Below are 25,825 nucleotides of genomic sequence, written 5' to 3' on the forward strand. Positions count from 1 at the left end.
AGCTGCGCTCACGGGAGGACCATGGTGGCAGGCGGCATTTCCATTCACGCGGTCGATGTGGCGAGCGGACGCCCGGCGCAGGGCCTGCGCGTCGAGATCTGGCGGATCGATCCGGACTCGCTGCGAATCGCCGACGGACGGCTCGGGGCGAACGGCGTGCTCGATCATCCCGTCGCGCAAGGCGCAGGCGTGACGGCTGGTGAGTATGAAGTGCTGTTTCATCTCGGCGAATTCTTTGGCGACAGCGACGGTTTCCTGACCGTGGCGCCGTTCCGCTTCCGCATCAAGCACGTCGATGAACATTTTCATCTGCCGCTGAAATTCACGCGCTGGGGCTACTCGCTGTTTCGCGGAGCCTGATCAGTTGGTCAGCCGCCGCGACAGGCCGGTGACACGCTCCATCACTGCGACCATCGCCACGGTCGCGATGATCAGGACGCCCGACAGGGCGGCGATGGTGACGTCGAGCTTGCCTTCGAGATCCTGCCACATCCGGATCGGCAGCATGTCCGTGGCGGCGTCGCGCAGGAACAGCGAGACGGGTACGTTGTCGAACGACGACATGAAGGCGATGAAGGCCCCGGCAATGATGCCGGGCCGGATCAGCGGCAGCACGATGCGCCGGAACGTGTAGAGGCGGCTCGCGCCGAGCACCGCGGAGCTTTCGAGCAGGGTCGGCTCCAGCTGGGCAAGGGCAGCGACCGTGTTGCGCACGACATAGGGCACGCAGACCACGGTGTGGCCGATCACCAGCGTCAACGGCGACACCGGCAGGCCAACCAGCGAAAACAGCATCAGAGCAGCCAGACCGAAAGCCAGCGCAGGCAGGACCAGCGGCGACATGAAGAGGGAATCGAGCAGCCGCGCCGACAGCGCCTGCGACCGCGAGATCGCAAGCGCGGCGGCGACACCGAGCACGACGGACAGGCCCGTCGCCCACAGCGCGACGATCAGGCTGTTCTTCGCCGCAAAGTGCAGCTGCCAGGCGTCCCAGAGCTCGGCGTACCAGCGCAGCGAATATCCCGGCGGCGGGAATCTCAGCGAGAAGCCGCTGGTGAAGGAGACGATCAGGACGACGAGCGACGGCGCGATGATCAGGATCAGCGCGATGATCGCGACCAATGTCATCACCAATTCGAAGCTGAACGCCTCGAGGGTGCGCTTGCGGCCAGCCATCAGGCGCCTCCATAGCCGCGCGACAGGCGGCCGAGCGTGGTGAAGACGGACACGACCGCGAGCACGGCCAGCAGGAAGATGATCGAGATCGCCGACGCGAACGGCCAGTTCTGCAAGGTCGAGGCCTGCTGGTAGAGATACATCGGCATGAACAGCATCTGTCCGCCACCGACCAGCGATTGGGTGATGAAGGCCGTGATGGCGGCGGCATAGGTCAACGTGCAGCCGGCAATCACGCCGGGCAGCGACAGCGGCAGCACGACGCGGAAGAAGGTGCGCCAGCTTCCGGCGCCGAGCGAGCAGGAGGCATCGTCGAGATTGGGATCGATGCGGCCGAGCGCGGTGATCAGCGGCAGCGTCATCAGCGGCATCTGCACCTGAGCCAGGGCGATCACGACGCCGAACTGGGTGTAGAGCAGCTTCAGGGGCGTATCGATGATCCCCAGGGATTGCAGCGTCGCGTTGATGATGCCCTGGCGGCCCAGGATGACGATCCAGGCGAAGGTGCGCACCACCACGCTGGTCAAAAGCGGCAGCAGTACGATCAGGATGATGATGGTCTGAACCTTGGGCCCGACCCGCTGGTAGAGCCAGGCGATGGGAAAGCCGAGCACGAGACACACGGCCGTCACCTCGGCCCCCAGCAGCAGCGTCGAGCCGAGTACGCTGAGGCTGAAGGGGTCGGTGAGGAAGTGCAGGTACTGGCCGAGCCCCCAATGGAGCCCGGCTGTGTCGTTGTGCAGCGAAAGCCAGAGCAGCTGCAGCAGGGGCGCGACGAAGAACAGCAGGAAGAACAGCGCCAGCGGCGCCGCCAATCCCATTCCATAGGACGTGACGTCCCGTGATGCCGGTGCAGCGCCCATCGTCAGGTCCTCGCGCTAGATCTTGATCTCGCGGTTGAAGCGCTCGATCCACGCCGAGCGCTGCTCGTTGATCTTCTTCCAGTCCTGGAACACGAACTTCTTCTTCAGCTCGGCGGTGTCCTTGGCGAGCACGCGCGCGATCTCGCCGCCCATCGTCACCTTGGAATTGGTGGGCACGATCAGATAAGGCGGGTTCATCAGCGTGGTCTGGACTTCCGGTGTCAGCGCCGCCTCGATCAGCTTGAAGGCAAGCTCGCGGTTCGGCGAGTTCTTGACGATGTGGATCGTGGTCTTGAAGGCGATGGCGCCTTCCTTCGGCGCAACGAACTCGACCGGCACGCCGCGCGCTTTCAGGATCTGGATGGCGTTGAAATTGCCGGGCGAGATGTCGATTTGGCCCTGCTGGAATAGGGTCGCGAGCGCGCCGGGATTGGCGGCCACCGCGGCGAGATTGGGCTTGAGTTCCTCCAGCGCCTTGAAGGCGGGATCGATATTGGCTTCCGAGCCGCCGCGCATCTTGGCGATCTCGACCAGCCAGCCGGTGCCGAGCGTCGAGTTGAGGTTGGTGATGCCGACCCGGCCCTTGAACTCGGGCTTCCAGAGATCGGCCCACGAGGTCGGCGGCGTCTTGACGGCTTCCGGGTTGTAGGTGAGGCCGACGACCTGGAAGAACGGAGCCGGTCCCATCGGCTCCTGCGCCTCGGCGATCAGGTCCTTGTAATAGGCGCTCTTCTCGACCGGATAGGGCTCGACCAGGTCCTGACCGATCGCGACGAGGGCAGGGCCGGGATCGTGCAGCATGACGTCGATCGGCGGATTGGCTTTTGCTGCATTCACCTTCGCGATCTGGTCGACCGAGAGCATGGGATCGAGCACTATGGCGGCGTCGGCGTTTGCCTTGCGGAAGGCGGGCACCAGCACGGCCTTGTGCGCTTCTTCCCAGCTTCCGGTGAAGGTCGCAAACACCAGCGGGCGTGCCTGCGCGAAGCTCAGTCCGGGAAACGCCTTCATGGCTCCGAGCGTGAGGGCGGTCGTCATCAGGCTGCGGCGATTGAGGATCATGTCGAACTCCGTGTGGACAATGACAGGAATTAAAGCGTTGCGGGGAATGCGTTGGCGAGCGAAGGGGCGAGTGGTGCGAGGCGCACGGCGGCGCCGCTCTCCAGCGCGCGCGCCTCGCCGATGCGCGCCTGGGAGATCTTGACGCCGGAGCCGTCGGCCGTCGTGACCTCGTGCACGACGGTCGCGCCCAGCGGCAGCGACATGCCGACCACGCCGGCAAAGCCGGTCTCGTCGCCGACGAATTGCAGATGCTCGGGTCGGATGCACACGGTGACGCGGCCCCCCTCGGTGAGGGCGCCGGCGGCGGGCCGCGCGATGATCTCCGCGCCGGCATCGAGGCGGATCTTGGCGGCAGTTCGGTCCGCCGAGACGACCACGCCGGGCATGCGATTGCTGGAGCCGACAAAGGTGTTCACGAACAGCGTCTGCGGCCGGTCGTAGACGTCCGACGGCGTGCCGAACTGCTCGAGCTTGCCTTGACTCAGCACGGCGACGCGGTCGGCCATCGACAGCGCCTCTTCTTGGTCGTGCGTCACGATCAGCGTGGTGATGCCGGAGACACGCTGCAGCCGCTTGACCTCGATCTGCATGTCGAGGCGCAGATTCTTGTCCAGCGCGGCAAAGGGCTCGTCGAGCAGCAGGATCGAAGGCTTGATCGCGAGCGCGCGAGCAAGCGCGACGCGCTGTTGCTGGCCGCCGGAAAGCTGCCTCGGCAGGCGTTCGGCCATGGTCGGTAATTGCACCAGTTCCAGAAGACGCTGCGACTCGCGCTGGCGCGTTGCCTTGTCGATGCCGCGGGCGGCGAGCCCGTAGGCCACGTTCTCGCTGATGGAGAGATGCGGGAATAGCGCATAGTTCTGGAACACGATACCGACCGCGCGGCGGTTCGGCGGCAGCGTGTCGACGATGTCGTCGCCGATAATGATCCGCCCCTGGGTCTGCGCGATGAAGCCCGCGATGATGCGTAACAAGGTCGTCTTGCCGCAGCCGGACGGGCCGAGCAGGGCGATGATCTCGCCGCCCTTGATGTCGAGATTGATGTTCTCGACCGCGAGCGCGCCGCTCGGGTAGCGGTGGGTGACGGCGTCGACGACGAGCGATCGTCCGCCTTGCGCTTCAGCCATGATGTTGCCTCCCGTTGCCCCAGAGGAGAAAGCAAGTCTCGTGCCCGGCGCGGTCGCTTTTTGCGGCGCGTTTTGGCATTGTAGTCCGATGACCTCGGATCAATCGATTTGCGACCTCACCGCCACAACCCTCGCGCGCGCCATTGCCAAGGGCGAGCTGTCCTCGCGTGACGCCGTCGAGGCGCATCTGGCGCGGATTGCACTCGTGGACGTGCAATTGGCGGCGTTCGTGACCGTTGATGCGGAGGGTGCCCGCCGTGCGGCGGACATCTGCGACGCGGCGGCTGCGCCGAGCGGTCCACTGCATGGGGTGCCCGTCGCGATCAAGGACCTCACCGACACCGCGGGGCTTGCGACCACCTACGGATCGGTGCTGTTTCGCGATCACGTGCCGGCCGAGGACGATCTCGTGGTCGCGCGGCTGCGGCGCGCCGGTGGGATCATCCTGGGGAAGACCAACACGCCCGAGTTCGGCTTCGGCGCTGTCTGCACCAATAAATTGTGCGGGCCGACGCGCAATCCGTTCGATCCAGCGCTGACCTCCGGCGGATCGTCCGGCGGCTCCGCCGCAGCGGTGGCGGCCGGCATGGTGCCGGTCGCGCACGGCACCGATTTCGGTGGCTCGGTGCGCACCCCCGCAAGCTTCTGCGACGTGGCCTCGATCCGGCCGACGCCTGGCCGTATCCCGTCGCCGCGCCGGCCGCTCGGTTGGGACATGCTGGCCAGCCACGGCTTTCTTGCTCGCGGCGTCGATGATCTCGAACTGGCGCTGTCGGTCTGCGCTGGCGCCGATGCGCAGGACCCGCTCTCGACCGGTGTCGTCACTGACCATCGTCCCCTGGTTGGACGTTCCCGGATCGCAGTCACGCCTGATTTCGGTGTTGCGCCGGTTTCGCGCGATGTCCGCGTTCGTTTTGCCGATGCTTGCGAAGCGCTCGCGCGTGTCGCCGAAATCGTCTCGTCTTCGCCGGATTGCGGTGGCGCGATCGAGACCTTCCGCACTCTTCGTGCCGCGCACATCGCCAACAGCTATGGCGAGTTGCTCAGAACGCGCCGCGGCGAGCTCACGCCCACCGTGATCTGGAATATCGAGGCGGGCGCCAAGCTCTCGGCGGAGGATTACCTCAACGCCGAGCGGCGGCGCACCGCGATCTACCGCAGCTTTCGCGAGTTGTTCGCGCGTGCCGATTTCCTGGTAGCGCCGGCGGCGTCGGTATTCCCCTGGCCGAACGAGATCAGTGACGTCACCGCGATCGACGGCGCAGCCCTGGAAACGCCGATCGACTATCTCGCCGTCACCTTCATCGTGTCGCTGGTCGGCTGTCCGGTCCTGACCTTGCCGGTGCGGCGAGGGGAAAATCAGCTGCCCTTCGGCATCCAGATCATCGCCCCACCGGGCTGCGAATCCCGCCTGTTTGCTTTTGGCCGTGCCATCGAAAACGAATTGGGCTTTTCGCATCGTCGGCCGAAGCTCCCCTAGCTGTCGCGATGCTCGAGCCGGGCGGCGAGCGCGCCGGCAAGACCGATGGTGGGTTTGGCAGCGGGCCGGCGGTACGTGCCCGCGGTGGCCTTGCGCAGGCGCAACGCGACCAGTGCCTCGGCCTGCTTCACGGCGGCGACGACCTGGTCGACGACGGGAACGGGGATCCGGTCGGCGACGCGCTCGGCAAGACCCGAGAGCGGCGCACCTGCAAAGATCAGCACATCGGCCTCATCCTCGACGATGGCGCGCTGTGCGAGTTCGACCAGAAGGTCCTCCTTCTCGGTGCCGACCTCGGAGATCGCTTGAAACGGCGTGTCGAGCATGCGGATGCCCGCGCAGCGCTCGCGCAGCCCGTGGTCGCGGACGCATTCCTCGTACCAGGGCCCCAGCGCCTGCGCGAAAGTGACGATGGCAAAGCGCCGTCCGGCCATGCAGGCTGTCAGCATCGCGGCTTCCGCAAGGCCGATCACGGGAATATCGAAGGTCTCGCGTGCGGCGAACAGGCCGGGATCGCCGAAGGCGGCGATGATGGCCGCGTCGACTTTCGTGTGCTGCTCGGCCAGCATCTCCAGCGCGATCGCGCCGCCGATCTGCGCCTCGGTGCGCGTCGCGATATAGGGCACGCCGCGCGTCGCGGTGCAGGGGACGATCTCGGTGCCGGGCGCGGCGGCGCGCTGGGCGACATCCGTCATCAACTGGGTGACCCCCGCGCTGGTATTGGGGTTGAGCAGCAGCAGCTTCATGGTCACGCCGCCGTCAGCTTGGGTTTGGGAGCGAGCGTCTCGAGCAGCGCGGTGCCGGTCTGCCGGACATGGGCGCCGAGCAGGCGCCCTGCGGCTTCGCTGTCGCGCGCTTCGAGGGCGGCGAGGATGCCGGCGTGCTCGTCGACCGAATTGCTCCAACGCTTGTCGGCACCCAGCGCCAGATAGCGTGCGCGCTCGGCGCGGGAGATCAGCGTCTCGTGCGCTTCGCGCAGCGGCGTGTTGCGCGCCATCCGGACGATGGTGTTGTGGATTTCGCCGTTGATGGCGAAGTAATCGTCGAGCTTGCCGTTGCGATGATGACCCTCCATCCGGGTCTGCAGCGTGCGCAGGCGGGCGAGGTCACGTTCGGTGGCGCGCTCGGCGGCGAACTCGGCGGCCAGACGTTCGATCCCGGCGAGCGCTTCGAAAAGCTCCGAGATGCCGGCGACTGCGATGTCGGCGATGCGCGGACTGCGGTTGGGGCGAAGCTCGATCAACCCTTCGGCCGCGAGCACCTTCATCGCCTCACGAAGGGGAGTACGCGACACGCCCAGCTCCTTCGATAGCCTGGTCTCCTGGGTCTGCGATCCCGGCGCCAGCTCGCCGCGAATGATCATCGTCCGCATCCGCGCGGCGGCGCGCTCATGCAGGCCCATCCTCTTGAGTTTGGGCGATTTTCGGCCCTTCGGGGTTTCCGACTTCTGCTGCACGCGCGCCTCGTTGCTTCAGTTCATCCTAGCCGTTTCCGGCCGCTTGGCGTGCCCAAAATACCGTCGCATGTCGCTGAAAACAATGGCATAGCGCGCAAATTGTATGCAGCATGCAGAATCACCGTTGCACTACCGCGAAGGCCGACCGATGATCTCCCGAGACGCGCGAGGTCTCGCGCCTTCGAAACGGAGTGAGCGATGCGGACGAGTTTGCGACTGGGCCTCGTGGTGATGGTAGCGATGTTCGGCGGGGGCGACCTCGCCATTGCGCAGACCGCGAAGATCAAGCTCGGCTACGCCAAATGCGCGCACTGCCTGCCGATGTCGCTGATCCCGGGTATGGCGAAGGGCGTCGAGGTCGAGGCCACCGGCTTCAACTCGGGCAACGATGTGCTCACCGCACTGATCTCCAAGAGTATCGACGTCGCGCAAGTCACCTACCTCCATTACGTCACCGCGCTCGACAAGGGCTTTGACGTCGTCGCCGTGTCCGGCCAGATCAACGGCGGCTCGGAATGTCTCTCCTCCACGAAGCTGAACCTGCCGCCTGATGATTGGACCGCGTTCAAGGCCATCGTTGCCAAGGGCAAGAGCGACGGTCAGTTGCTGAAGGTCGCGGCCTCCCGCGGCAATGCGCAGGACATCCACATGCGCGGCGCATTCCTCAAGCAGGGCGTCGATCCCAACAAGGACGTCCAGTTCATCAACATCCCCAATCCGTCCGACCATCTCGCGGCCTTGCAGCGCGGCGAGGTCGACATGATCTGCTCGGTCGAGCCGTTCGCCTCGCAGATCCGGCTTGCCGGCGCCGGCAAGCACTTCGTGCTGCCGTACGACCAGGCCGCGGGCAATCTGACGAACTTGATCGTCACCCGTTCCGACGTGATCGCGAGCCAGCGCGCCGGCGTTCAGGGCGTCGTCAGCGCCGTGGTCGAGCTCGACAACAAGCTGATCGCCGACAAGGCGCCGTGGATCGACGTCATCAACAAGCTCACCGGCCTCGACAAGAATGTAGCAACCGAGGCGCTGAAAAATGCCTCGCCCGATCCCGCGCTCCACCGGTCGCAGACGCTCGCGATCGCCGCGATGATGCGTGATCTCAAATACATCTCCAAGGACGTCTCCGCGGAAGCGGAGAAGAACATGGACTATTCGTTCCTGGGGCAGGCCACGGGAAAGGCCAAGAATGACCTCGGTTACTGACGTCTCGCCCGCGAGGCCAGCCTTTCGGCTGACGCGGGTGTTCCAAGGGCTCGAACGCCTCATTGTCCCTGCGCTGCTGATCGCGGGCTGGGAGGCTTTTGCCCGCAGCGGCGTGCTTCCGCCCGCGCTCCTGCCGGCGCCGAGCGCGGTGCTGCATGCGCTCGGCGACTGGGTGTTCGGCTTCGACGAGACCACGCAGACCTATTCCGGTCACTGGCTGCGCGATGCGCTCGCCAGCGCTTTGCGCGTGTTCGGCGGCTTCGCGTTGGCAAGCCTGCTCGGCATCCTCGCGGGCGTCGCGATCGGCTGGTCGCGCCTGTTCGAGAAGACGCTGGAGCCGACGCTCCAGATGCTGCGGCCGATACCGCCGGTGTCCTGGATTCCGCTGGCGATCATCTGGTTCGGCATCGCCGACAAGCCGGCGATCTTCCTGGTCTTCCTCGGCGCCTTCTTTCCCGTACTGATGAACAGCATCCACGGCGTGAAGACGGTCGACCACAATCTCGTGCGCGCAGGCGCGATGATGGGCGCGAACCAGCGGCAGATGCTGACCGATATCGTGCTGCCGGCGGCGCTCCCCTCGATCTTCGCCGGTCTCCGCATCGCGGTCGGCTCGGCATGGATGCTGACGGTCACGGCCGAAATGGTGGCGGTGAAGAGCGGCCTCGGCTACGTGCTTTGGGATTCATACTATTTCCTGCGCTACGACATCGTAATCGCGGCGATGATCTCGATCGGGTTGCTCGGCTATCTCTCCGATCTCGGGCTCAAGGCGATCATGGCGCGCGCGTTGCGCTGGCAGCGGACGACCACCGTGCAGGGCAGGGCAGGCTGATGGCGGCCATCGAGCTACGCAACATCGTCAAGGTGTTCTCCGACAAGCGGCGCGGCCGCGATTTGCTGACGCTGGACAACATCAATCTCGACATCGAGGCCAACGACTTCGTCTGCCTGCTCGGTCCGTCCGGCTGCGGCAAGTCGACCCTGCTCAACATCATCGCCGGCTTCGAGCAGGCGACGTCCGGCCGGACGCTGGTCGACGGCAAGCAGGTGGAGCGGCCGGGCTCCGACCGCGGCGTGGTGTTCCAGCAGCCGACCCTGATGCCGTGGCTGACGGCGATCGACAACATCGCCTTCCATCTCAAGCTCAAGGGCGTCGGCAAGGCCGAGCGGCACGATCGCGCCATGGAGTTCATCGATCTCGTCGGCTTGCGCGGTTTCGAGCACCACCATCCCTCCGAGATGTCGGGTGGCATGAACCAGCGCGTCGGCATCGCCCGTGCGCTGCTGATGAACCCGAGCGTGATCCTGATGGACGAGCCGTTCGCGGCGTTGGACGCCCAGACCAAGCTCGAAATGCAGGAGGAGCTGGTCGCGATCTGGCAGAAGCGGCGCTGCACCATCGTTTTCGTCACCCACAGCGTCGACGAGGCGCTGGTGCTCGGCAACAAGATCGTGGTGATGACGAAGCGGCCCGGCCGCATCCGCGAGGCGGTCAATTTCGACTTGCCGCGTCCGCGCGACATCACCAGTCCCGAATTCAATGACGCAAAGCGCCGCATCCTCTCCCTGATCCGGGAGGAGTCGACGCGCCTTGCGCAGGCGTCGTAAGGTAAGGCCATGCGCAAGCGTCTCGGCATGATCACGCCGTCCTCCAACTCGGTGCTCGAGCCCGTCACCAGCGCCATGCTGCATGGCGTGCCTGATGTCACCGCGCATTTCTCGCGCTTCCGCGTCACCGAGATTGCGCTCGATGCCGCGGCGCTGAACCAGTTCGACGCCTCCGTGATGCTGCCTGCGGCGGACCTGCTGGCCGATGCCAAGGTCGATGCCATCGCCTGGAATGGCACTTCGGCAAGTTGGCTCGGTATCGGCCGTGACAGGAGCCTCTGCGAGGCGATCACCGCGCGCACGAGCGTGCCGGCGACGACCTCTACGCTGGCCTGCATCGATGCTGCACGTGCGCTCGGTGCCGAGCGCGTTGGCCTCGTTTCGCCCTACACCGACGACGTCCAGCGGCGAATCGGCGACGTCTGGGCGACAGACGGCATCGCTCCGCATGCCGAGCGGCATCTGGGCCTGCGCGATAATTTCTCCTTCGGCGAGGTCCCGCCTGCGACCATCGCGGACATGATCCGCGCGGTCGCGGCGGACGGCGCCGACGCGATCGTCATTCTCTGCACCAATCTCGACGGCGCCGCGCTTGCGGCCTCACTCGAACGGGAGTTGAACATCGCCGTGCTGGATTCGGTGGCGGTGACGCTGTGGCGAACGCTTGCGCTCGCCGGCGGCGACGTCACGACTCTTGCGTCGTGGGGCCGGATCTTCCAGACACCAGCGGTCAACAAGTAACGGAGGCGCCTGTGACCCAGCTCGATCTCGCCATTCGCGGCGGCACCATCGTGACGGCCAGCGACGAGTTTCGCGCCGATATCGGCATTCGCGACGGCCGAATCGTCAGCATCGCCGACCGTGTCAAGGGCGCCGCGCGCGAGATCGATGCGACGGGATTGCTTGCGCTGCCGGGCGGGATCGACAGTCACGTCCACATTTCGCAGCCCTCCGGCCCCGACGTCGTGATGGCCGACGATTTTGCGTCGGCGACGCGCGCGGCTGCAGCCGGCGGCAACACCATGGTGCTGCCCTTCGCGCTCCAGGAGAAAGGCACGTCGCTCCGCACCTGCGTCGAGAACTACCGCAAGCTCGCCGAGGGCGAGTGCTACATCGACACCGCGTTTCACCTCATCATCTCCGATCCGACCGCGGTCGTGCTCGGGCAGGAGCTGCCGGCGCTCGTCAAGGACGGCTACACCTCGTTCAAGGTGTTCATGACCTATGACGATCTCGTGCTCAGCGACAGCCAGCTGCTGGAAGTGTTCGACGTGGCGCGCCGCGAGGAGGCGCTGGTGATGGTCCATTGCGAGGGCTATGACGCGATCCGCTTTCTCACCAGCAAGCTCGAGCGCGAAGGCCAGATCGCGCCGTATTACCACGGCGTGTCGCGGCCCCAGGCTGTCGAGCGTGAGGCGACGCATCGCGCCATCAGCCATGCCGAGGTGATCGGCGTTCCCATCATGATCGTGCATGTCTCGGGCCGAGAGGCGATGGAGCAGGTGCGTTGGGCCCAGCAACGCGGATTGCCGGTGCATGCCGAGACCTGCCCGCAATACATCACGCTGACGGCCGACGACATGAAGGGCCTGAACATGGACATCACGGGCGCGAAATATGTCTGTTCGCCGCCGCCGCGCGACGTCGAAAGCCAGCAGGCGATCTGGGAAGGCATCACGACCGGCGTGTTCCAGACCTTCTCGTCCGACCACTGCCCGTTCCGCTACGACGATCCCAAGGGCAAGCTGACGCCGAATGCACGCACTTCGTTCCGCTGGGTACCGAACGGCATTCCCGGCGTGGAGACGCGGCTGCCGATCCTGTTCTCCGAAGGCGTCTCGAGGGGGCGGATCAGCCTGCAGAAATTCGTCGAGCTGACCGCGACCAACCACGCGCGGATCTACGGCCTCTATCCGCGCAAGGGCTCGATCGGCGTCGGCTTCGACGCCGACATCGCGCTGTGGGACCCGAAGCTGACGAAGAAGATCCGTCAGGCCGATCTGCATCACGGCTCCGACTATACGCCCTGGGAAGACTTCGACGTCACTGGGTGGCCGGTCACCACAATCGCCCGCGGGCGGGTCGTGTACGAACAGGGCAAGATCGTCGGCGACAAGGGCGCGGGCGAGGTGCTCAGCCGCGGCAAGTCGAGCCTGATCTGACAATTGAGGATGAGCGATCAAGAAAATCTCGGGAGAAACGGGCCGCGAGAACGCGAAACTGCGTGTTTCTGCACAACACATGCCGACAGTCCCGCGATGAAACCGCGCTGCCTCGATCGATCCGTCCCATGACGTGGTAAGGTCCGGACCGATCGGCGCCGTGCGCGCGCGGCTAGCTGCAGCTCAGGGGCAATGCCTGAGCGGGATGCAGCTCGTACCAGTCATAGCAGTCCGGATAGGCGCCGTAGAATCCATATCCGCGCCGGCCGTAGCGGTGGAATGCGTGCTGGCGGAGACCGCCGATATGGCCGCCGAAGCCGAGGTGCTCGCCACCGAACCGGGCGCCGCCGCCGCCGAATCTTCCCGCGTGGCCCATGCCGCCGAAATGCGCGCCGCCGCCAAAGCCCGCATGTGCGCCTCCGCCGAAGCCGCCGCCAAACCCGCCGTGGCCGCCACCGCCGCCGCCGTGCGCGTCTGCCGCGCCGATGGCCAGCGTCGAAGCGAGGGCTGCTGTTGCCAAAATCATGATGGCCCGTTTCATGGAAAACTCCTCTCGTGTTGAGCTGCCCAACCATCCCGGAAGTCGCCGACGCCTCGTGCTGCGCGCGAGGCTGCTAATGACTGGGCGTGTGATGCATGAGAGGTAGGAGCGATGCACGGAAATCCAACTGAATTCGGCGTCATGTATGAGCCGCGCTGCTCGCGAAGGTAACTGCGCCGCGCGTGGTGGCGGCGTGCGCGCAAGGAGCGGGCTGAATGGACCAGCCCGCTCCCTGTCATTCGATGTGCGGCGATCAGAGGCTGCCGGTACCCGGCTCGCACGGCACGTTGTTTCCGGTCCACGGCGCGGTGGCGAAGGCGCCGACGCGCGGTGCTGGCATGCAGGCGCGTTCGCCCGGATAATCGAAGGGCGCAGTCGTCGCGATCATATCCGCTTGTACCGCGGGTTGCCGCACGACGCGATGTTGCTCGCGCGCCATGACGGGGCCGCCGAGCATGGCGGCTGCGATCAGTCCCATCGACAACAGTTTTGACTTGGTCATTCGCTCTCTCCTTTGATGACATCAGGCCGAACCATGTCGGCTCGCCGTTGACGTGTGAACGACCACACACGATTCAAACGCACGATTTGCTCACCGCAGTTCAACGACCTGTGAGCCGATGCGGCGTAACAACCGCGATCGTGCGAATGGATAACATCCGTGGCCCCTGAAACTACAACGCGTGCGTTGAGGGCATATGTTCGATCCAGCCCAGTTCGAATGCGGAGCCCGCAAGATGATCACGACATCGGCAACATGCACCTTCGTTGCATTGGCGCTGCTCGTGATGCGAGCCGTCCGCAACATGAACTGGAATTCAATGGCAGCGCCCGCGCCGCAAGCCTATCTCGCATCAGAGCGAGTGGCCGGCTTCAGGCGGCGTCAGGGCGGCGGGGCCGGCGCGTGCGGACACCGAACATGACGCCGTGCGCCGCTGAGCCCACGCTTCCTCACCGCGTGCCAAAGCGCCGCGCGGAGCGCGGAACGAGGATCATGAACCGTATTCTCCTGATCGAGGACGACACCGAGACTGCCGAGGCGATTGTCGCCGAGCTCACCGATCGCGGCTTCGAGGTGCAATGGGCTGGCGACGGCGTCGACGGTCTCGACCGTGCGCGCAGGTCGAGCCCGGATGCCATGATCGTCGATCGCATGCTGCCGAAAATGGACGGACTGACCGTCATCGAGGCGCTGCGCAAGGATCAGTTCAGGACGCCCGTGCTGGTGCTGAGTGCGCTCGGTGCGGTGGACGACCGGGTACGCGGATTGCGCATGGGCGGAGATGATTATCTCACCAAGCCGTTCGCGATCATCGAGCTGGTCGCGCGGATCGAGGCGCTGCTGCGCCGCCCGACCGACGACCGTAAGACCATCCTGCATTCCGGGCCGCTCGAGCTCGACCTGATCGAGCGGACGGCGCGACGCGGCGATCGCGAGCTCGACCTGCTGCCGCGCGAATTCCGGCTGCTCGAATACATGATGCGCCGGAACGATCAGTTGCTGACGCGCGCGATGCTGCTCGAGGAGGTCTGGAACTACAAGTTCGTCCCGGCGACCACGAACCTGATCGACGTGCATATGGGCCGGCTCCGTCACAAGGTCGACGGTCCAGGAGAGGTGCAGCTCATCCACAACGTCCGAGGCTCCGGCTTCGTGCTGCGTTCGCGGCAATAGGAACGCAAGATGCATCAGGTCCGGTTGATCCGCTCCAGCACGTTCCTCTGGGCCCTGGCCGTGGCGGCCGCCTTCGCGCTGTTCGTGGTCGCCCTGTTCACGTTCGTCTACTGGAAGCTCGACGACTACCTGATCGCGCGATCCGATCGCATGATCACCACGCAGATCCATTTCATCGCAGACCTGCCGCCGGCCCGCCGCATCAGTGCGATCGCGGATCATCTCGAGCAGGATTCCAGGGGTGTGCAGTACGCAGGACTGTTCGATGCCGCCGGCATCAGGCTTGCCGGCAACATCGACCATTTGCCGCGCGAACTCGGGTTGGGTGGCGCGGTGCAGGGCGTGCGGCTCGATCTCAAGGGAAGACCGGCAGTCCAGGTTCCGGTCGTCAGGGCGATCGGCAGGCGCCTCGATGGAGGCGATGTGCTGGTGATGGGACGGAACGTCGACGAGACGCGCGAGATATCGAGCGTCGTGGGCGAAGCCCTGGCCCTCGGCCTGCTGCCGGCCTTCAGCCTCTGCCTAGTGGCCGGCGCCTGGCTGAGCGCCCGTGCCCAGAAGCGGGTCGAGGAGGTCAACCAGCGGGTCCAGCGCATCGTCGCCGGCGAGCTGCGCGAGCGGCTCCCGGAGGGCGGGACGGACGATCCGTTCGCGCGGCTGGCCGCGATCGTCAACGGCATGCTCGACGAGATGGAGACGATGATCAACGCGCTGGCCGGCGTCGGCAACGACATCGCCCATGACCTCAGGACGCCGCTCACGCGTGTCCGCCTGGCGCTGGAGCGCGGGCGCACGCATGCGGCGACGCTGGAGGAACTCCAGGACATCACCGACAAGGCCATGGCCGGGATCGACCAGTCGCTCGCCATCGTCACGGCGCTGCTGCGCCTGACCGAGATCGAGAACAACCGCCGCATGGCCGGATTTGGCGAGGTCGCGCTGGACGAGATCCTGCGGGAGGTGTGCGACGTCTACGAGCCCATCGCCGAGGACAAGCTCATCGGGCTCGGTGTCGTCATCGCGCGCAATGTGCAGGTCTGGGGCGACCGCGACCTGCTGTTCGAGGCCGTCGCCAACCTCGTGGACAATGCCGTCAAGTTCACGCCATCGGGCGGACGGGTGGAGCTCGCTCTGGAGGCGGAGGACGATACGGCGCTCGTGCGCGTCCGCGACACCGGCCCCGGCATCAGCGAGCAGGAGCGTGAGGCGGTGCTGCGCCGTTTCTATCGCTCCGACACGATGCGCAACACGCCCGGCGTCGGGCTCGGACTGAGCCTGGTCGCCGCCATCGTCAAGCTGCACGGCTTTCGGCTGATCATCGGTCCCGCTCCCGGTGGGCAGATCGAGATCCTTGCCCGGATCGGACGGACGGGCAGGGCCGTCACCCGCCGGTCGCGGACGTTAGTGCACGCCGACTCCGATTAGATGGGATGGACCAAAACGATGCGCGATGCTTTCGAGATCGATCAGCCGGCCTGGAACGTGGGAGTGACGGATGCAGACTAGCCACGAAGTTACGAGGAAAAATCTCCCGGCCATGCCGGTCTCGCCGGTGCCGGCGCCGTTCCTCAGCGCGTATTCCGCGGCCATCAGGCGCTACGACCTTCTCGAGCCGGGTCAGGAGCAGCAGCTCGCGCGTCGCTGGCAGCAGACCGGGGATCGGAGCGCGGCGGACGCGCTCGTCACCAGCCATCTCCGGCTCGCGGCCAAGCTGGCGCGGGGCTACAAAGGATACGGCCTTCCGATGGTCGATCTGATCGCCGAGGCCAATCTGGGCCTCGTGATCGCGGCGTCACGCTTCGAACCCGGTCGTGGCGCGCGCTTCTCCACTTACGCGGTCTGGTGGATCAGGGCCGCCATTCACGAGTACATCCTGCGGTCCTGGTCCCTCGTCAAGATCGGGACGACGGCCGCGCAGAAGAAGCTATTCTTCAAGCTCCGCAGCGAAATCAGGAAAGCCACCGGCAACGTGATGTCGGGGCTCACGCCTGACGTCGCCGAATTGATTGCCGGGAAGCTCGAGGTGACGGCGCGTGAAGTGATCGAGATGGACGTGCGGCTGAACGGTGACCTGTCGCTGAACGCGCCCGTCGGTGGCGAAGATGGCGGAACCGACCTGGAAGCCTTGCTGGTCGACGGGGCGATCGACGCCGAGACGTTGCTTGCCGATCACGAGCAGACGGAGCGGCGTGCCAAAGCCTTGCGGGTTGCGCTGGGCGGGCTTGCGGCGCGGGAACGTCGCGTCTTCGAGGCACGGCGGCTGACGGAATGCCCCGTCACGCTCGATCGGCTGGCCCGCGAATTGTCCATCTCCAGCGAGCGGGTTCGACAGATCGAGATTCGCGCCTTCGCCAAGGTCAAGCGGGCCGTCACGCTCGCCGCGCAGGATGCGCCACGGTCCGCCGTGTGTGGCGTCTGAATTCGTTTTCAATTGAACGGGGCTTCGAGCGTCCTCACCTGTCCGACGCCCCACTTAACTCACTCCAGGCAGACCACCATGGGAATTGTTCGCTTCGCGCTACGGCTTCCGCACACATTCTATGTGCTCGCTGCGCTGATCCTGTTCCTCGGCGGCCTCGCGATCCGCTCGATGCCCACCGATATTTTCCCGGAGATCAGGATTCCCGTCGTCACGGTCATCTGGAGCTACACCGGGTTGTCGACGCCGGAGATGGAGCAGCGCGTCAGCACCTACAGCCAGTATTCGATCAGCGCCAATGTCAGCGGCATCAAGAATATCGAGGCGCAGACCCTCAACGGCCTGTCCGTTCAGAAGATCTACTTCCAGCCGGACGTCAATCTCGATCTCGCGATCTCGCAGATCGTCTCGGCGACCAACGCTATCCGTGCCCTGATGCCGCCGGGCATCCAGCCGCCGATCATCGTGCAGTTCAATGCGTCCAGCGTGCCCGTGCTGCAGCTCAGCCTCGAGTCGAACAGCCTTAACGAGCAGCAGCTCTACGATTTCGGCATCTACCGCGTCCGCCAGCAGCTGGCTCCCGTACCGGGCGTGACTCTGCCCACACCCGCCGGCGGCAAATACCGCCAGATCATGGTCGATCTCGATCCGAACAAGCTGCTGTCGCGCGGATTGACGCCGCTCGACGTCGTCAATGCGGTGAACACCCAGAATCTGACGCTGCCGACCGGTACGACCAAAATCGGAGACACCCAATACACCGTTCGCACCAATGCGACGCCGGCCACGATCCACGATCTCAACATGATTCCGGTGAAGTTCGCGAACGGAGCCACGATCTTCCTGAAGGATGTCGCCCAGGTCCGCGACGGCGCCCAGGTCCAGCAGAACATCGTGCGCGAGGACGGCCACCGCGCCGTCCTGCTCAGCATCATCAAGAACGGAAATGCGTCAACGCTCGCTGTCGTCAACGGCGTGAAGGCGGCCCTGAAGTCGATCCGCGCGTCGGCCCCGGCGGGGTTGAAGATCAACGAGCTGTTCGACCAGTCGATATTCGTCACCCATTCGGTCGATGGCGTGCTGCGCGAGGGTGCGATCGCGGCGGGCCTGACCGCGCTGATGATCCTGGTGTTCCTGGGATCATGGCGGTCGACGCTGGTCGTCCTGATCTCGATCCCGCTGGCGATGCTGTCCTCGCTGATCGTCCTGTATTTCCTCGGCGAGACCCTCAACACGATGACGCTCGGCGGGCTTGCCCTCGCGGTCGGTATCCTTGTCGACGATTCGACGGTGACGATCGAGAACACGCACCGGCTCTGGACGGAGGAAGGCATGCCGCTGTCGGAGGCAACCCTGCACGGAGCGGCCGAGATCGCGGTGCCGACGCTGGTGTCGACGCTCGCGATCAGTTGCGTGTTCACCTCGGTCGTGTTTCTGGAGGGGCCGGCCAAGTATCTGTTCACGCCGCTCGGCCTCGCCGTGGTGTTCGCGATGCTCGCGTCCTACGGGCTGTCGCGCACGCTCACGCCGATCACCATCGGCCTGCTGCTCAAGAGCGAGCGGCGCCATGGCGAGGGCGAACGCCCGTCGGGCGTCTTCGCGCGCGCCTCGGCCATGTTCGAGCGCGGGTTCGAGCGCCTGCGCGATGGCTATTCCGATCTCCTGCTGGCGTTGCTGCGGCATCGCGTCGTCGTGCCCGTTGTCGCCGTGCTGGTGCTGGCGCTAGGGGCCACCATGTTCGTCTATGTCGGCAGGGACTTCTATCCTTTGATCGACGGTGGCCAGATCCAGCTGCACGTTCGCGCGCCCGCGGGCACGCGTATCGAGCGCACGGAAGCGATTTTCCAGGCTGTCGAGGACAAGATCCGCGAGGTCATTCCCGAGCGCGACCGGGCGCTGATCGTCGACAACATCGGACTCCCCGCGCGGGCCTACAATCTCGCATTCACTGATGGCTCGACCATCGGGGTGAACGACGGCACCATCCTCGTCTCGCTGAAGGACGGGCACAAGCCGACCGCGGATTACGTCAGGAAGCTGCGGCAGGTGCTACCTTCGGCATTTCCGGAGGACACCTTCTATTTCCAGGCGGCCGATATCGTCACGCAGATCCTGAACTTCGGTCTTCCAGCGCAGATCGATGTCCGCACGGTCGGTTACGGCAACAACAACCTGGCCGTGGCCAAGGAGCTGCAGAAGAGTCTCGCGGCGATCCCCGGCGTGGTTGATGCGCATCTGCAGCAGGAAGTGGATGCTCCCGCGTTCTACGCCGACATCGACCGCACCCGCGCCGCGCAGCTCGGCCTCAATGCGAGCACGGTGGCGACCAATATCAATGTCAGCCTCAGTTCGTCCTCACAGGTCTCGCCGAATTTCTGGACGGATCCGACGTCAGGCATCCCTTATTATCTGGCCGTGCAGACGCCTGAATACAGGGCCAATTCGCTAAACGCATTGGGCAACACGCCAGTGTCGGCCTCCCTTGCCGCAAGCGGGCAGACGGTGCCCGGCCTGCTCAGCAATGTCGCCACCTTCAAGCGGGGCACCGTTCCCACCAACTCGAACCAGGCCAATGTCCAGCCGGTGTACGACGTCTATGCGAGCGTGCAGGGTCGTGATCTCGGCAGCGTTGCAGCCGACATCGAGAAGGTGACGTCCACCCTGCAGAAGCAGCTTCAGCCGGGCAATTCCATTCAGGTTCTGGGACAGATCCAGAGCATGCATCAGTCGTTCCGCGATCTCGGAATCGGGCTGCTGTTCGCGGCCATCCTGGTTTATCTGCTGATGGTCGTGAACTACCAGAACTTCGGCGATCCCTTCGTCGTCATCATGGCGCTGCCGGCGACATTCTGCGGCATCGTGACGATGCTGTTCATCACCGGGACCACGCTGAACGTGCCTTCGCTGATGGGTGCCATCATGGCGATCGGCGTTGCCTCCGCAAATTCCATCTTGCTCGTGACGTTCGCGCGTGACGAGCAGTTGAAGGGACACTCGGCCTTCCAGGCGGCGCTGAGCGCGGGCCGAACGAGGATCCGGCCTGTGCTGATGACAGCGGCCGCGATGATCGTGGGCATGATCCCGATGGCGATCGGCGGGCCCGGCGAGGAGCAGAATGCGGCGCTCGCGCGGGCGGTCATCGGTGGCCTGCTGTTCGCAACCCCGACTACCTTGCTGATCGTGCCTTATCTCTTTGCCATGCTGCGCAAGGGCAATGACGGCAAGCCTCGCCACGGCGTATTCGAGGAGCAACCGGAATGAGCGATGTTCGTGCAAAGACTGATGACGACGAGGCGAGAGACCGCCCGGGGGCAGAGAGCCTCCGGGTCGTGGAGTTGCCGAGCAAGGGTCCGCGATCCCGCCGGCGTTACGGCGGAGCATTGCTCGGAGGAGGTGCGCTCCTGCTGCTCGCCGGCGGTCTCGGCATTGGAGCCTGGCGGCACTACGAGGCCGCGCGTGTCGTTGCCGCGGTGGCAGAGCAGGTGCGGACCAACGTTCCGGAAGTGCGGGTGGCGACAGTCAAGCCCAGCGGCGACATCATGAAGGTGAGTTTGCCGGCGACGACGACCGCATTCGAGGCGGCCAACATCTTCGCGCGGACCAGCGGCTATATCGAGAAGCGCTACGTCGATATCGGTGATCGCGTCAAGAAGGGCGACCTCCTTGCGGAAATCACCGCGCCCGAGCTGGATCAGCAGATCGCGCAGGCGCAGGCGACGCTGGCGCAGGACCAGGCCGCGCTTCAGCAGGCGCAGGCAAGCCGGGAGCTCGCCGACGTCACCAATTCGCGCGACAGCAATCTCGTCAAGCAGGGCTGGTTGACGGCACAACAGGGCGACAATGATCGTCTCACCCTGCGCGCGCAGCAAGGCGCGGTGGGGGTCGCCCAATCGAACATCACTGCGCAGCAGGCGCAGATCCGCGTCCTCCAGCAGGAGAAGTCGTACCAGCGTGTGGTGGCGCCGTTCGACGGTGTGGTCACCCAGCGTAACGTGGACAATGGCAGCCTGGTGCAGGCAGGCTCCACCTTCATGTTCACGCTGATGCATTCCAACGTGATCCGGACCCAGGTGTTCGTGCCTCAGGACGAAGCGTTTGGCGTTGCGCCGGGCGTCGATGCGGAGATCCGCGTCCCCGAAATTCCGGGGCGGACGTTTGCGGGCAAGGTCACGCGGATCGCAACTGCGCTGCAGCCGGGGAGCCGGACGCTGCTGACCGAGATCGACGTGCCCAACCCCGATGGCCTGCTCAGTCCCGGCATTTATTGCACCGTCGAACTATCAATCCCGCGCAGGACGCCATCGATGACGATCCCCTCCGACGCGCTCGTCTTCGATCAAAACGGCCTTCATGTCGTAGTCGTGCGGAACGGCACGGTTCAATTTCAGCAGGTCTCGATCTCCAGAGACTTCGGCACCACGGTGGAAGTGCGCGACGGTGTGCATCCCGGCGATCAGGTCGTGCTCAATCCTTCGGTCAGCTTGGCAGAAGGCAGCAAGGTCACCGTTCGCAAGACCGAAGTCAGCTAGGGGCTCCACAGAGATGATGCGGATTGCGCTCGGCACGATGTTAGCTTTTCTGCTCGGATTCTCTCCGGGCCAGGCACAGGTCGCCACGACCGGCAGCACGGCAATGGATCTGCCGACAGTGCCGGGTGCGATCGTGATTTCGCCGCTCAACAGTCCGGGCCCGTTTTCCGCGACGACGGTGCCGGGTGCTCCGGATACGACGCTGGCGCCTGTTCCGCTCGCCTCGGACCCGACCACGCCGGGGACGGTGGTCGCCTGTGCTCAGCCGTCGTCATCGCCCATGCCGGTACCGGCGACGCCGAGCGTATCGGCCATGGGCGCTTCGACATCGAGCCTGGCGGCTGAGATTCTTCCGGTCACGGGGCAGAACGGAAGCTCTATCGGAACGATCTCCGCGGCTGCGCCGGCAGGAACAGGTACGAGTGTTGCATGCAGCTCGATGCCGGGAGGGCAGGTGACGAGCGCTGCGTCTCTGCCGCTTTCGATTCCGCAAGTGCCGATAAGTCCCGCGCCCGGCACGATCGTTGGGGATACCGGCGGTGCCGGCGGCACAGGCATCGATCCGAATGCCGCGGTCGTACCGAGCCCGAACAGCTCGGCTTGCATGGAAGGCGTCTCGATGAATCTTGCTTCGCCTGCCACGGTGTTGGCGGCCAACGCTTCTGGCGCTGCGCCAACGCCGGGGGTATCGCCGATCCTGCCGCCGGGATGCTGAGATGAAGATATGGGGGCGGCAGGACGGATGGTGCTTGCTCGCGGCGTCTCGTCATCGACGCCCGTGTTCGCCGTGAAGATAGCCATGGGTGAAAACCGGCGCGGCCCCACCGGGTCGCTCGAGGCCCATTCGCCCGGCGGGCGTCAGCGCGCCACCATTCAGCACGTCGCGATCGGGGTACATCGATGCGAAAGTTGCCGGCTCCTGGTCGGCGAAAGACCAGGCCGCCGATGCTGACGATATCGTTGCCGTTGAGATCAGCGCAGCAGCGATCAAGACCTTGAATGCAGTCATAGCGATTCTCCATTACTTGCTGTGTGCGGAGAGGCGCGGACGATGATCGCTGCTCGGCTAGTGGCGTTTCCGGAATTGTTCTGATGAGACTCATGTAGGTACTCCGGTCGAAGAGTCCCGACGCATGTGCATCACTCCTACGAGAAGATTCTGTCACGGTTGTCAGAACGCTCGCGCCATTGTGCGTGATCAAACGCGACCGGTGTACGTTTCCGTGCAGCGGATCGCGTGAACATCTGGAGTGTGAGCAATGAGATTATTCCCTGTCGTTTGTGTTGCCGCCTGTATTGGACTGTCGGGCACCGCGTCGGCCCGTGGTGGTATGGGATCACATATGTCGATGGGTGGCGGCGGTACGCTCGGTACGAGCGCTGCCGCGCCGGGAACGAACTCGCTCGGTACCGCACTTCCAGCGTCGGACGGCGGCGGCCACGTGACGAAGGGGCCGTTGCTCGGCACGGACCCGACCATCGACAAGGAAGACGCCCGGCTCGAGAAGATGCTGGAAGGATCAATCTGCCGCGGCTGCTGAAGAGCAGACGTCGCCGGCCTCGTTCGGAGAGCCTCCGAGCTGCGATCAATTGCAGGATGGGTCTGTCGATCCCGGTAGGTGATTCTCAAATCGCACGAGATATTTCGAGTGAGCCCAGGCGGCAGATAGACCCTCCCGCTGGTTGGACACCCCCAAACGTGCCTTCGAGAAATTGACGTTGGGTTTCAGAAGATCACGACCGTGGCCGCCGGCTACAAGGAACCCACACCGCTCGGCGGAACGGGCCGTGCGACCGTCCGTGGGGCGGCTTACGCATTACAAGGACAAGTGATGAAGCAATCAGGCAACTTGCCGCGTTCGGGCTTCGGCTCGCTCGTATTGATTGCGGTTGTGCTCGGAGGCGGCGCTGCCGCTTTCGCATATACTGCAGGCTGGCTCTCGCCCGGGCGCCTCACGCCGGAGCGGATGATCGCGGCGCTGGCGCCCCCGGGAGGCGCGCCGCTGGGGCACCGGCGGAATCATGCCAAGGGAATCTGCTTCACCGGAGCCTTCGAGGCGAACGGAAACGGCGTCGAACTCTCGCGTGCCAGGATCTTTGAGCGCGGCAAGTATTCGGCGGTGGGCCGCTTCAATCTCGGCACCACAGATCCGAACGCCGTGGATGCAACCGCGCGTGTGCGGGGTTGGGATTGCAGATCGCCGCGGCGGACGGCGAAGAGTGGCGGATGGCGCTGATTAATCCGCCGTTTTTCGCGGTGTCGACGCCGCAGGCATTCCACGACCTGCTGATTGCGTCCGGCAAGAAGGATCCGGAAGCGATGAAGGCATTCATCCAGTCCAATCCGGAATTCGCCGCCTTTGCGACCTGGGCGAAGACGGCGCCCTGGACCGACAGTTATGCGGAGGACGCTTACCACGGGCTCAACAGTTTCATCTTCACGGATGCACGCGGCGGCGAGCGGACGGTGCGATGGTCGTTGCTCCCCGCCGCTCAGGTCGTACCGATATCACAGGCCGAGCTGGAAAAGCGCGGGCCCGATTTTCTCGAGCAGGAGATAACGGAGCGCATCCGCACTGCCGGCCCGCAACGCTGGACCATGGTCACGACGGTCGCCGATCCCGGCGATCCCACCGCAGACCCGAGCAAGGCCTGGCCGGAGGGCCGCCGGACGGTGCAGGTCGGAACGCTCGTCGTGCAGCGGATCGAACAGGAGCGGGACGGGCCGTGCCGCGACATCAATTTCGATCCGACCGTGCTGCCGAAGGGAATTCGGGTGTCAGACGATCCTTTCCCGGCCGCGCGCTCGTCGGTGTACCGCAAGTCCTACGATCTGCGTGCGGCCGAAGCCAGCAGCTATCCGCGAACCGAGGCCGCCAAGCCATGAGTACAGCGCTTCATCGTTTCGCCCTGGTCCAGCGGTTCTTGCACTGGCTGATGGCGGCTTGCATCATTGCCATGCTCTTCATCGGGGTCGGCATGGTGTCTACGGTGGCACCGACATATTTGCCGCTGATCCTGATCCACAAGACGCTCGGTGTCACGCTTCTGGTTCTCGTCGTGATCAGGCTGGCGTTGCGGCTCCATTACGGCGCGCCGCCATTGCCGGAGGATCTTCCGCCGGCGATCAAGCTGGGAGCGCGATTGTCACATCTCGCCCTCTATGGCTTCATGATTGTCATGCCGCTGCTGGGGCTCGGTATGCTCTGGGCTGCGGCCTATCCGGTTGTCCTGTATGGCGGGATTCAAATTCCGGCGGTGCTGCCGCAGAGCGACCGCGCGCACACGCTGCTGTGGAATGCTCATTTTTATCTGGGCTTCGCCTTCTTTGCCATCGTGCTGCTGCATCTGGCGGCAGCGCTGTTCCACGCCTTGGTCCGCCGCGACGGCGTCTTCGGGACGATGGCTCTCTTCCGACTGCGGAACAGGACGACGCCGGCGGAATGAACCCTTCATGCGCCGGCGAAGCGCGCGGCCGAAGTTCTTCAATCTCCAACAAGGATGACGATCATGACGAAAGCCGATATCCAGACCCCGACGGATCTTGGGGCCAATGCGAACCGGGATATCCCAGCCGCGCTGAGAGCGTTGCTGGCTGACGTTTTCGCGCTGTACCTGAAGACCAAGAACTTTCACTGGCACGTGTCGGGCCGGCACTTTCGCGACTATCACCTGATGCTCGACGAGCAGGCCGAGCAGATCTTTGCCATGACCGACGATATTGCCGAGCGGTCGCGCAAGATCGGCGGAACGGCTCTGCGCTCGATCGGCCAGATCGCGCGCGAGCAGCGCATTCTCGACAACGATGCCGACTATGTCGATCCGCAGGACATGCTCGCCGAGCTCCGCGGTGACAATCAGCAACTGACGCGGGAGATGCGCCGGGTCCACGAGCTCTGCGACGAACACGGCGATGTCGCGACCGCGAGCCTGCTGGAAAACTGGATCGACGAGACGGAGCGGCGGGTCTGGTTCCTCTACGAGACCGGCCGAAGCGGTCCGAATTCGTAAGGATTAAGTGTGTTCATGCGGCCGATCGCTGCGAGGGGGGTGAGCCATGATGGGGGGCTCGACATTCACCCGGCACCGGGAGATCGCCTGGCGCGGCGGCCGCACCACACCGACATCGCGATTGGTGGCCGAGGAGAGCGCCGTCGCGCTCACCTACAACGGATCGACTCATGCGGTGATGATGGGGACGCCGGCTGACCTCGAGGATTTCGGCGTCGGCTTCAGTCTCACCGAAGGGATCATCGGCCGCGCAAGCGAGATCGGGAGCATCGAGTTGATCTCGAACGAGCTCGGCATGGAAGTCCGGATGTGGCTCGATGGTGACCGCGCGTCGACATTGGCTGCATGGTTGTCGCTCGGCGTGTTCGCGAGTTCGCAGACCGCCAACGACGTTTTCCTCGGGATCCATGCGCTATCAGGGCAATGGCAGCGGGCGCTGTCCCATCTCCTGCCGCTCGCGGCCTTCCTCCTCGGCAGATCGCTGTAGATCGCCGTACGGCGCGAACCACGGAC

General features: G+C 64.9%; 26 protein-coding genes and 1 pseudogene. 17 read left to right on the top strand and 10 right to left on the bottom strand.

The features are described 5' to 3' along the window. The first annotated feature begins 24 nt into the window (after positions 1-24). Positions 25-360 carry a hydroxyisourate hydrolase gene (locus CIT39_RS13430; RefSeq protein ID WP_162308889.1) on the top strand — a complete coding sequence of 112 codons (336 nt, stop codon included), beginning with the start codon at positions 25-27 and terminating at the stop codon, positions 358-360. On the opposite strand, the gene CIT39_RS13435 is transcribed toward CIT39_RS13430, so the two are convergent. The 4 genes from CIT39_RS13435 to CIT39_RS13450 are packed head-to-tail and all read right to left on the bottom strand — an operon-like array spanning position 361 to position 4,225. Next, the gene (locus CIT39_RS13435; RefSeq protein ID WP_162308486.1) at positions 361-1,176 is read right to left on the bottom strand and encodes an ABC transporter permease; all 816 of its coding nucleotides are present in this window, start codon (positions 1,174-1,176) and stop codon (positions 361-363) included. Beyond that, positions 1,176-2,039 (bottom strand): ABC transporter permease, encoded by an 864-nt coding sequence (locus CIT39_RS13440; protein WP_094974863.1) that lies wholly within the window; start codon positions 2,037-2,039, stop codon positions 1,176-1,178. The genes CIT39_RS13435 and CIT39_RS13440 overlap by 1 nt, the downstream gene beginning before the upstream one ends. Before the next feature lie 15 nt (positions 2,040-2,054). Beyond that, complete coding sequence (locus tag CIT39_RS13445) at positions 2,055-3,101, bottom strand: ABC transporter substrate-binding protein (RefSeq protein ID WP_094974862.1); 1,047 nt, start codon at positions 3,099-3,101, stop codon at positions 2,055-2,057. A gap of 29 nt (positions 3,102-3,130) precedes the next feature. Further along, positions 3,131-4,225 carry an ABC transporter ATP-binding protein gene (locus CIT39_RS13450; protein ID WP_094974861.1) on the bottom strand — a complete coding sequence of 365 codons (1,095 nt, stop codon included), beginning with the start codon at positions 4,223-4,225 and terminating at the stop codon, positions 3,131-3,133. Positions 4,226-4,265: 40 nt separating this feature from the next. On the opposite strand from CIT39_RS13450, the gene CIT39_RS13455 reads away from it, so the two are divergent. Then, positions 4,266-5,705 carry an amidase gene (locus CIT39_RS13455; RefSeq protein WP_244607572.1) on the top strand — a complete coding sequence of 480 codons (1,440 nt, stop codon included), beginning with the start codon at positions 4,266-4,268 and terminating at the stop codon, positions 5,703-5,705. Here the strand turns inward: CIT39_RS13455 and CIT39_RS13460 are convergent. After that, a complete protein-coding gene (locus CIT39_RS13460) occupies positions 5,702-6,451 on the bottom strand; it encodes an aspartate/glutamate racemase family protein (protein ID WP_162308890.1) in 750 nt (249 codons plus the stop codon). The genes CIT39_RS13455 and CIT39_RS13460 overlap by 4 nt on opposite strands. A gap of 2 nt (positions 6,452-6,453) precedes the next feature. After that, positions 6,454-7,161, bottom strand: coding sequence for a GntR family transcriptional regulator (locus tag CIT39_RS13465; protein WP_094974858.1), 708 nt, complete (start codon positions 7,159-7,161; stop codon positions 6,454-6,456). A 198-nt stretch (positions 7,162-7,359) separates the two neighbouring features. Between CIT39_RS13465 and CIT39_RS13470 the strand changes: the two genes are divergently transcribed. Genes CIT39_RS13470 through hydA form a run of 5 tightly spaced genes read left to right on the top strand, consistent with a single transcriptional unit; the run spans position 7,360 to position 12,137 of the window. Next, positions 7,360-8,364 (top strand): ABC transporter substrate-binding protein, encoded by a 1,005-nt coding sequence (locus CIT39_RS13470; protein ID WP_094974857.1) that lies wholly within the window; start codon positions 7,360-7,362, stop codon positions 8,362-8,364. Next, positions 8,348-9,199 carry an ABC transporter permease gene (locus CIT39_RS13475; protein ID WP_094974856.1) on the top strand — a complete coding sequence of 284 codons (852 nt, stop codon included), beginning with the start codon at positions 8,348-8,350 and terminating at the stop codon, positions 9,197-9,199. The genes CIT39_RS13470 and CIT39_RS13475 overlap by 17 nt, the downstream gene beginning before the upstream one ends. Beyond that, positions 9,199-9,975 carry an ABC transporter ATP-binding protein gene (locus tag CIT39_RS13480; RefSeq protein WP_094896368.1) on the top strand — a complete coding sequence of 259 codons (777 nt, stop codon included), beginning with the start codon at positions 9,199-9,201 and terminating at the stop codon, positions 9,973-9,975. The genes CIT39_RS13475 and CIT39_RS13480 overlap by 1 nt, the downstream gene beginning before the upstream one ends. A gap of 9 nt (positions 9,976-9,984) precedes the next feature. Next, positions 9,985-10,716, top strand: coding sequence for a maleate cis-trans isomerase family protein (locus tag CIT39_RS13485; RefSeq protein ID WP_094974855.1), 732 nt, complete (start codon positions 9,985-9,987; stop codon positions 10,714-10,716). Between the two features lie 11 nt (positions 10,717-10,727). Beyond that, positions 10,728-12,137, top strand: coding sequence for a dihydropyrimidinase (gene hydA / locus CIT39_RS13490; RefSeq protein WP_162308487.1), 1,410 nt, complete (start codon positions 10,728-10,730; stop codon positions 12,135-12,137). 172 nt (positions 12,138-12,309) lie between these two features. Here hydA and CIT39_RS13495 read toward each other — a convergent pair whose 3' ends face one another. Both CIT39_RS13495 and CIT39_RS13500 read right to left on the bottom strand, forming a co-directional pair. Further along, entirely contained in the window at positions 12,310-12,678 is a 369-nt protein-coding gene (locus CIT39_RS13495) for a hypothetical protein (protein ID WP_094974853.1), read from the bottom strand. A gap of 253 nt (positions 12,679-12,931) precedes the next feature. Next, positions 12,932-13,180, bottom strand: coding sequence for a hypothetical protein (locus CIT39_RS13500; RefSeq protein ID WP_162308488.1), 249 nt, complete (start codon positions 13,178-13,180; stop codon positions 12,932-12,934). Between the two features lie 492 nt (positions 13,181-13,672). On the opposite strand from CIT39_RS13500, the gene CIT39_RS13505 reads away from it, so the two are divergent. The 5 genes from CIT39_RS13505 to CIT39_RS13525 all read left to right on the top strand — a co-directional run bounded on the left by CIT39_RS13505 (position 13,673) and on the right by CIT39_RS13525 (position 21,301). Continuing rightward, positions 13,673-14,353, top strand: coding sequence for a response regulator transcription factor (locus tag CIT39_RS13505; protein ID WP_162308489.1), 681 nt, complete (start codon positions 13,673-13,675; stop codon positions 14,351-14,353). Between the two features lie 9 nt (positions 14,354-14,362). Then, positions 14,363-15,778, top strand: a complete 1,416-nt coding sequence (locus CIT39_RS13510; protein WP_094974851.1) for a sensor histidine kinase — start codon at positions 14,363-14,365, stop codon at positions 15,776-15,778. 70 nt (positions 15,779-15,848) lie between these two features. Beyond that, complete coding sequence (gene rpoH / locus CIT39_RS13515) at positions 15,849-16,772, top strand: RNA polymerase sigma factor RpoH (protein WP_094974850.1); 924 nt, start codon at positions 15,849-15,851, stop codon at positions 16,770-16,772. A gap of 78 nt (positions 16,773-16,850) precedes the next feature. After that, complete coding sequence (locus tag CIT39_RS13520) at positions 16,851-20,033, top strand: efflux RND transporter permease subunit (RefSeq protein WP_094974849.1); 3,183 nt, start codon at positions 16,851-16,853, stop codon at positions 20,031-20,033. Then, entirely contained in the window at positions 20,030-21,301 is a 1,272-nt protein-coding gene (locus tag CIT39_RS13525; protein ID WP_094974848.1) for an efflux RND transporter periplasmic adaptor subunit, read from the top strand. The genes CIT39_RS13520 and CIT39_RS13525 overlap by 4 nt, the downstream gene beginning before the upstream one ends. A gap of 261 nt (positions 21,302-21,562) precedes the next feature. Here CIT39_RS13525 and CIT39_RS13530 read toward each other — a convergent pair whose 3' ends face one another. Together CIT39_RS13530 and CIT39_RS13535 are read right to left on the bottom strand one after the other, a co-directional pair. After that, positions 21,563-22,102, bottom strand: a complete 540-nt coding sequence (locus tag CIT39_RS13530; RefSeq protein ID WP_244607573.1) for a hypothetical protein — start codon at positions 22,100-22,102, stop codon at positions 21,563-21,565. After that, positions 22,068-22,310 (bottom strand): hypothetical protein, encoded by a 243-nt coding sequence (locus CIT39_RS13535; RefSeq protein ID WP_094974847.1) that lies wholly within the window; start codon positions 22,308-22,310, stop codon positions 22,068-22,070. Before CIT39_RS13535 ends, CIT39_RS13530 begins: the two co-directional genes overlap by 35 nt. A 334-nt stretch (positions 22,311-22,644) precedes the next feature. On the opposite strand from CIT39_RS13535, the gene CIT39_RS13540 reads away from it, so the two are divergent. From CIT39_RS13540 to CIT39_RS13560, 5 genes and pseudogenes are all read left to right on the top strand, one after another. Continuing rightward, positions 22,645-22,842, top strand: a complete 198-nt coding sequence (locus CIT39_RS13540; RefSeq protein WP_244607574.1) for a hypothetical protein — start codon at positions 22,645-22,647, stop codon at positions 22,840-22,842. Positions 22,843-23,133: 291 nt separating this feature from the next. Further along, a pseudogene (locus CIT39_RS13545) lies at positions 23,134-24,188 on the top strand (catalase family peroxidase). Continuing rightward, the gene (locus CIT39_RS13550) at positions 24,185-24,748 is read left to right on the top strand and encodes a cytochrome b (protein ID WP_094974844.1); all 564 of its coding nucleotides are present in this window, start codon (positions 24,185-24,187) and stop codon (positions 24,746-24,748) included. Before CIT39_RS13545 ends, CIT39_RS13550 begins: the two are co-directional and overlap by 4 nt. Positions 24,749-24,811: 63 nt before the next feature. Then, entirely contained in the window at positions 24,812-25,312 is a 501-nt protein-coding gene (locus CIT39_RS13555; protein ID WP_162308490.1) for a Dps family protein, read from the top strand. A gap of 46 nt (positions 25,313-25,358) precedes the next feature. Then, positions 25,359-25,799 carry a formate dehydrogenase accessory sulfurtransferase FdhD gene (locus CIT39_RS13560; RefSeq protein WP_162308491.1) on the top strand — a complete coding sequence of 147 codons (441 nt, stop codon included), beginning with the start codon at positions 25,359-25,361 and terminating at the stop codon, positions 25,797-25,799. Positions 25,800-25,825: the final 26 nt, after the last annotated feature.

The organism is Bradyrhizobium symbiodeficiens, assembly GCF_002266465.3.
GTDB classification, from domain to species: domain Bacteria; phylum Pseudomonadota; class Alphaproteobacteria; order Rhizobiales; family Xanthobacteraceae; genus Bradyrhizobium; species Bradyrhizobium symbiodeficiens.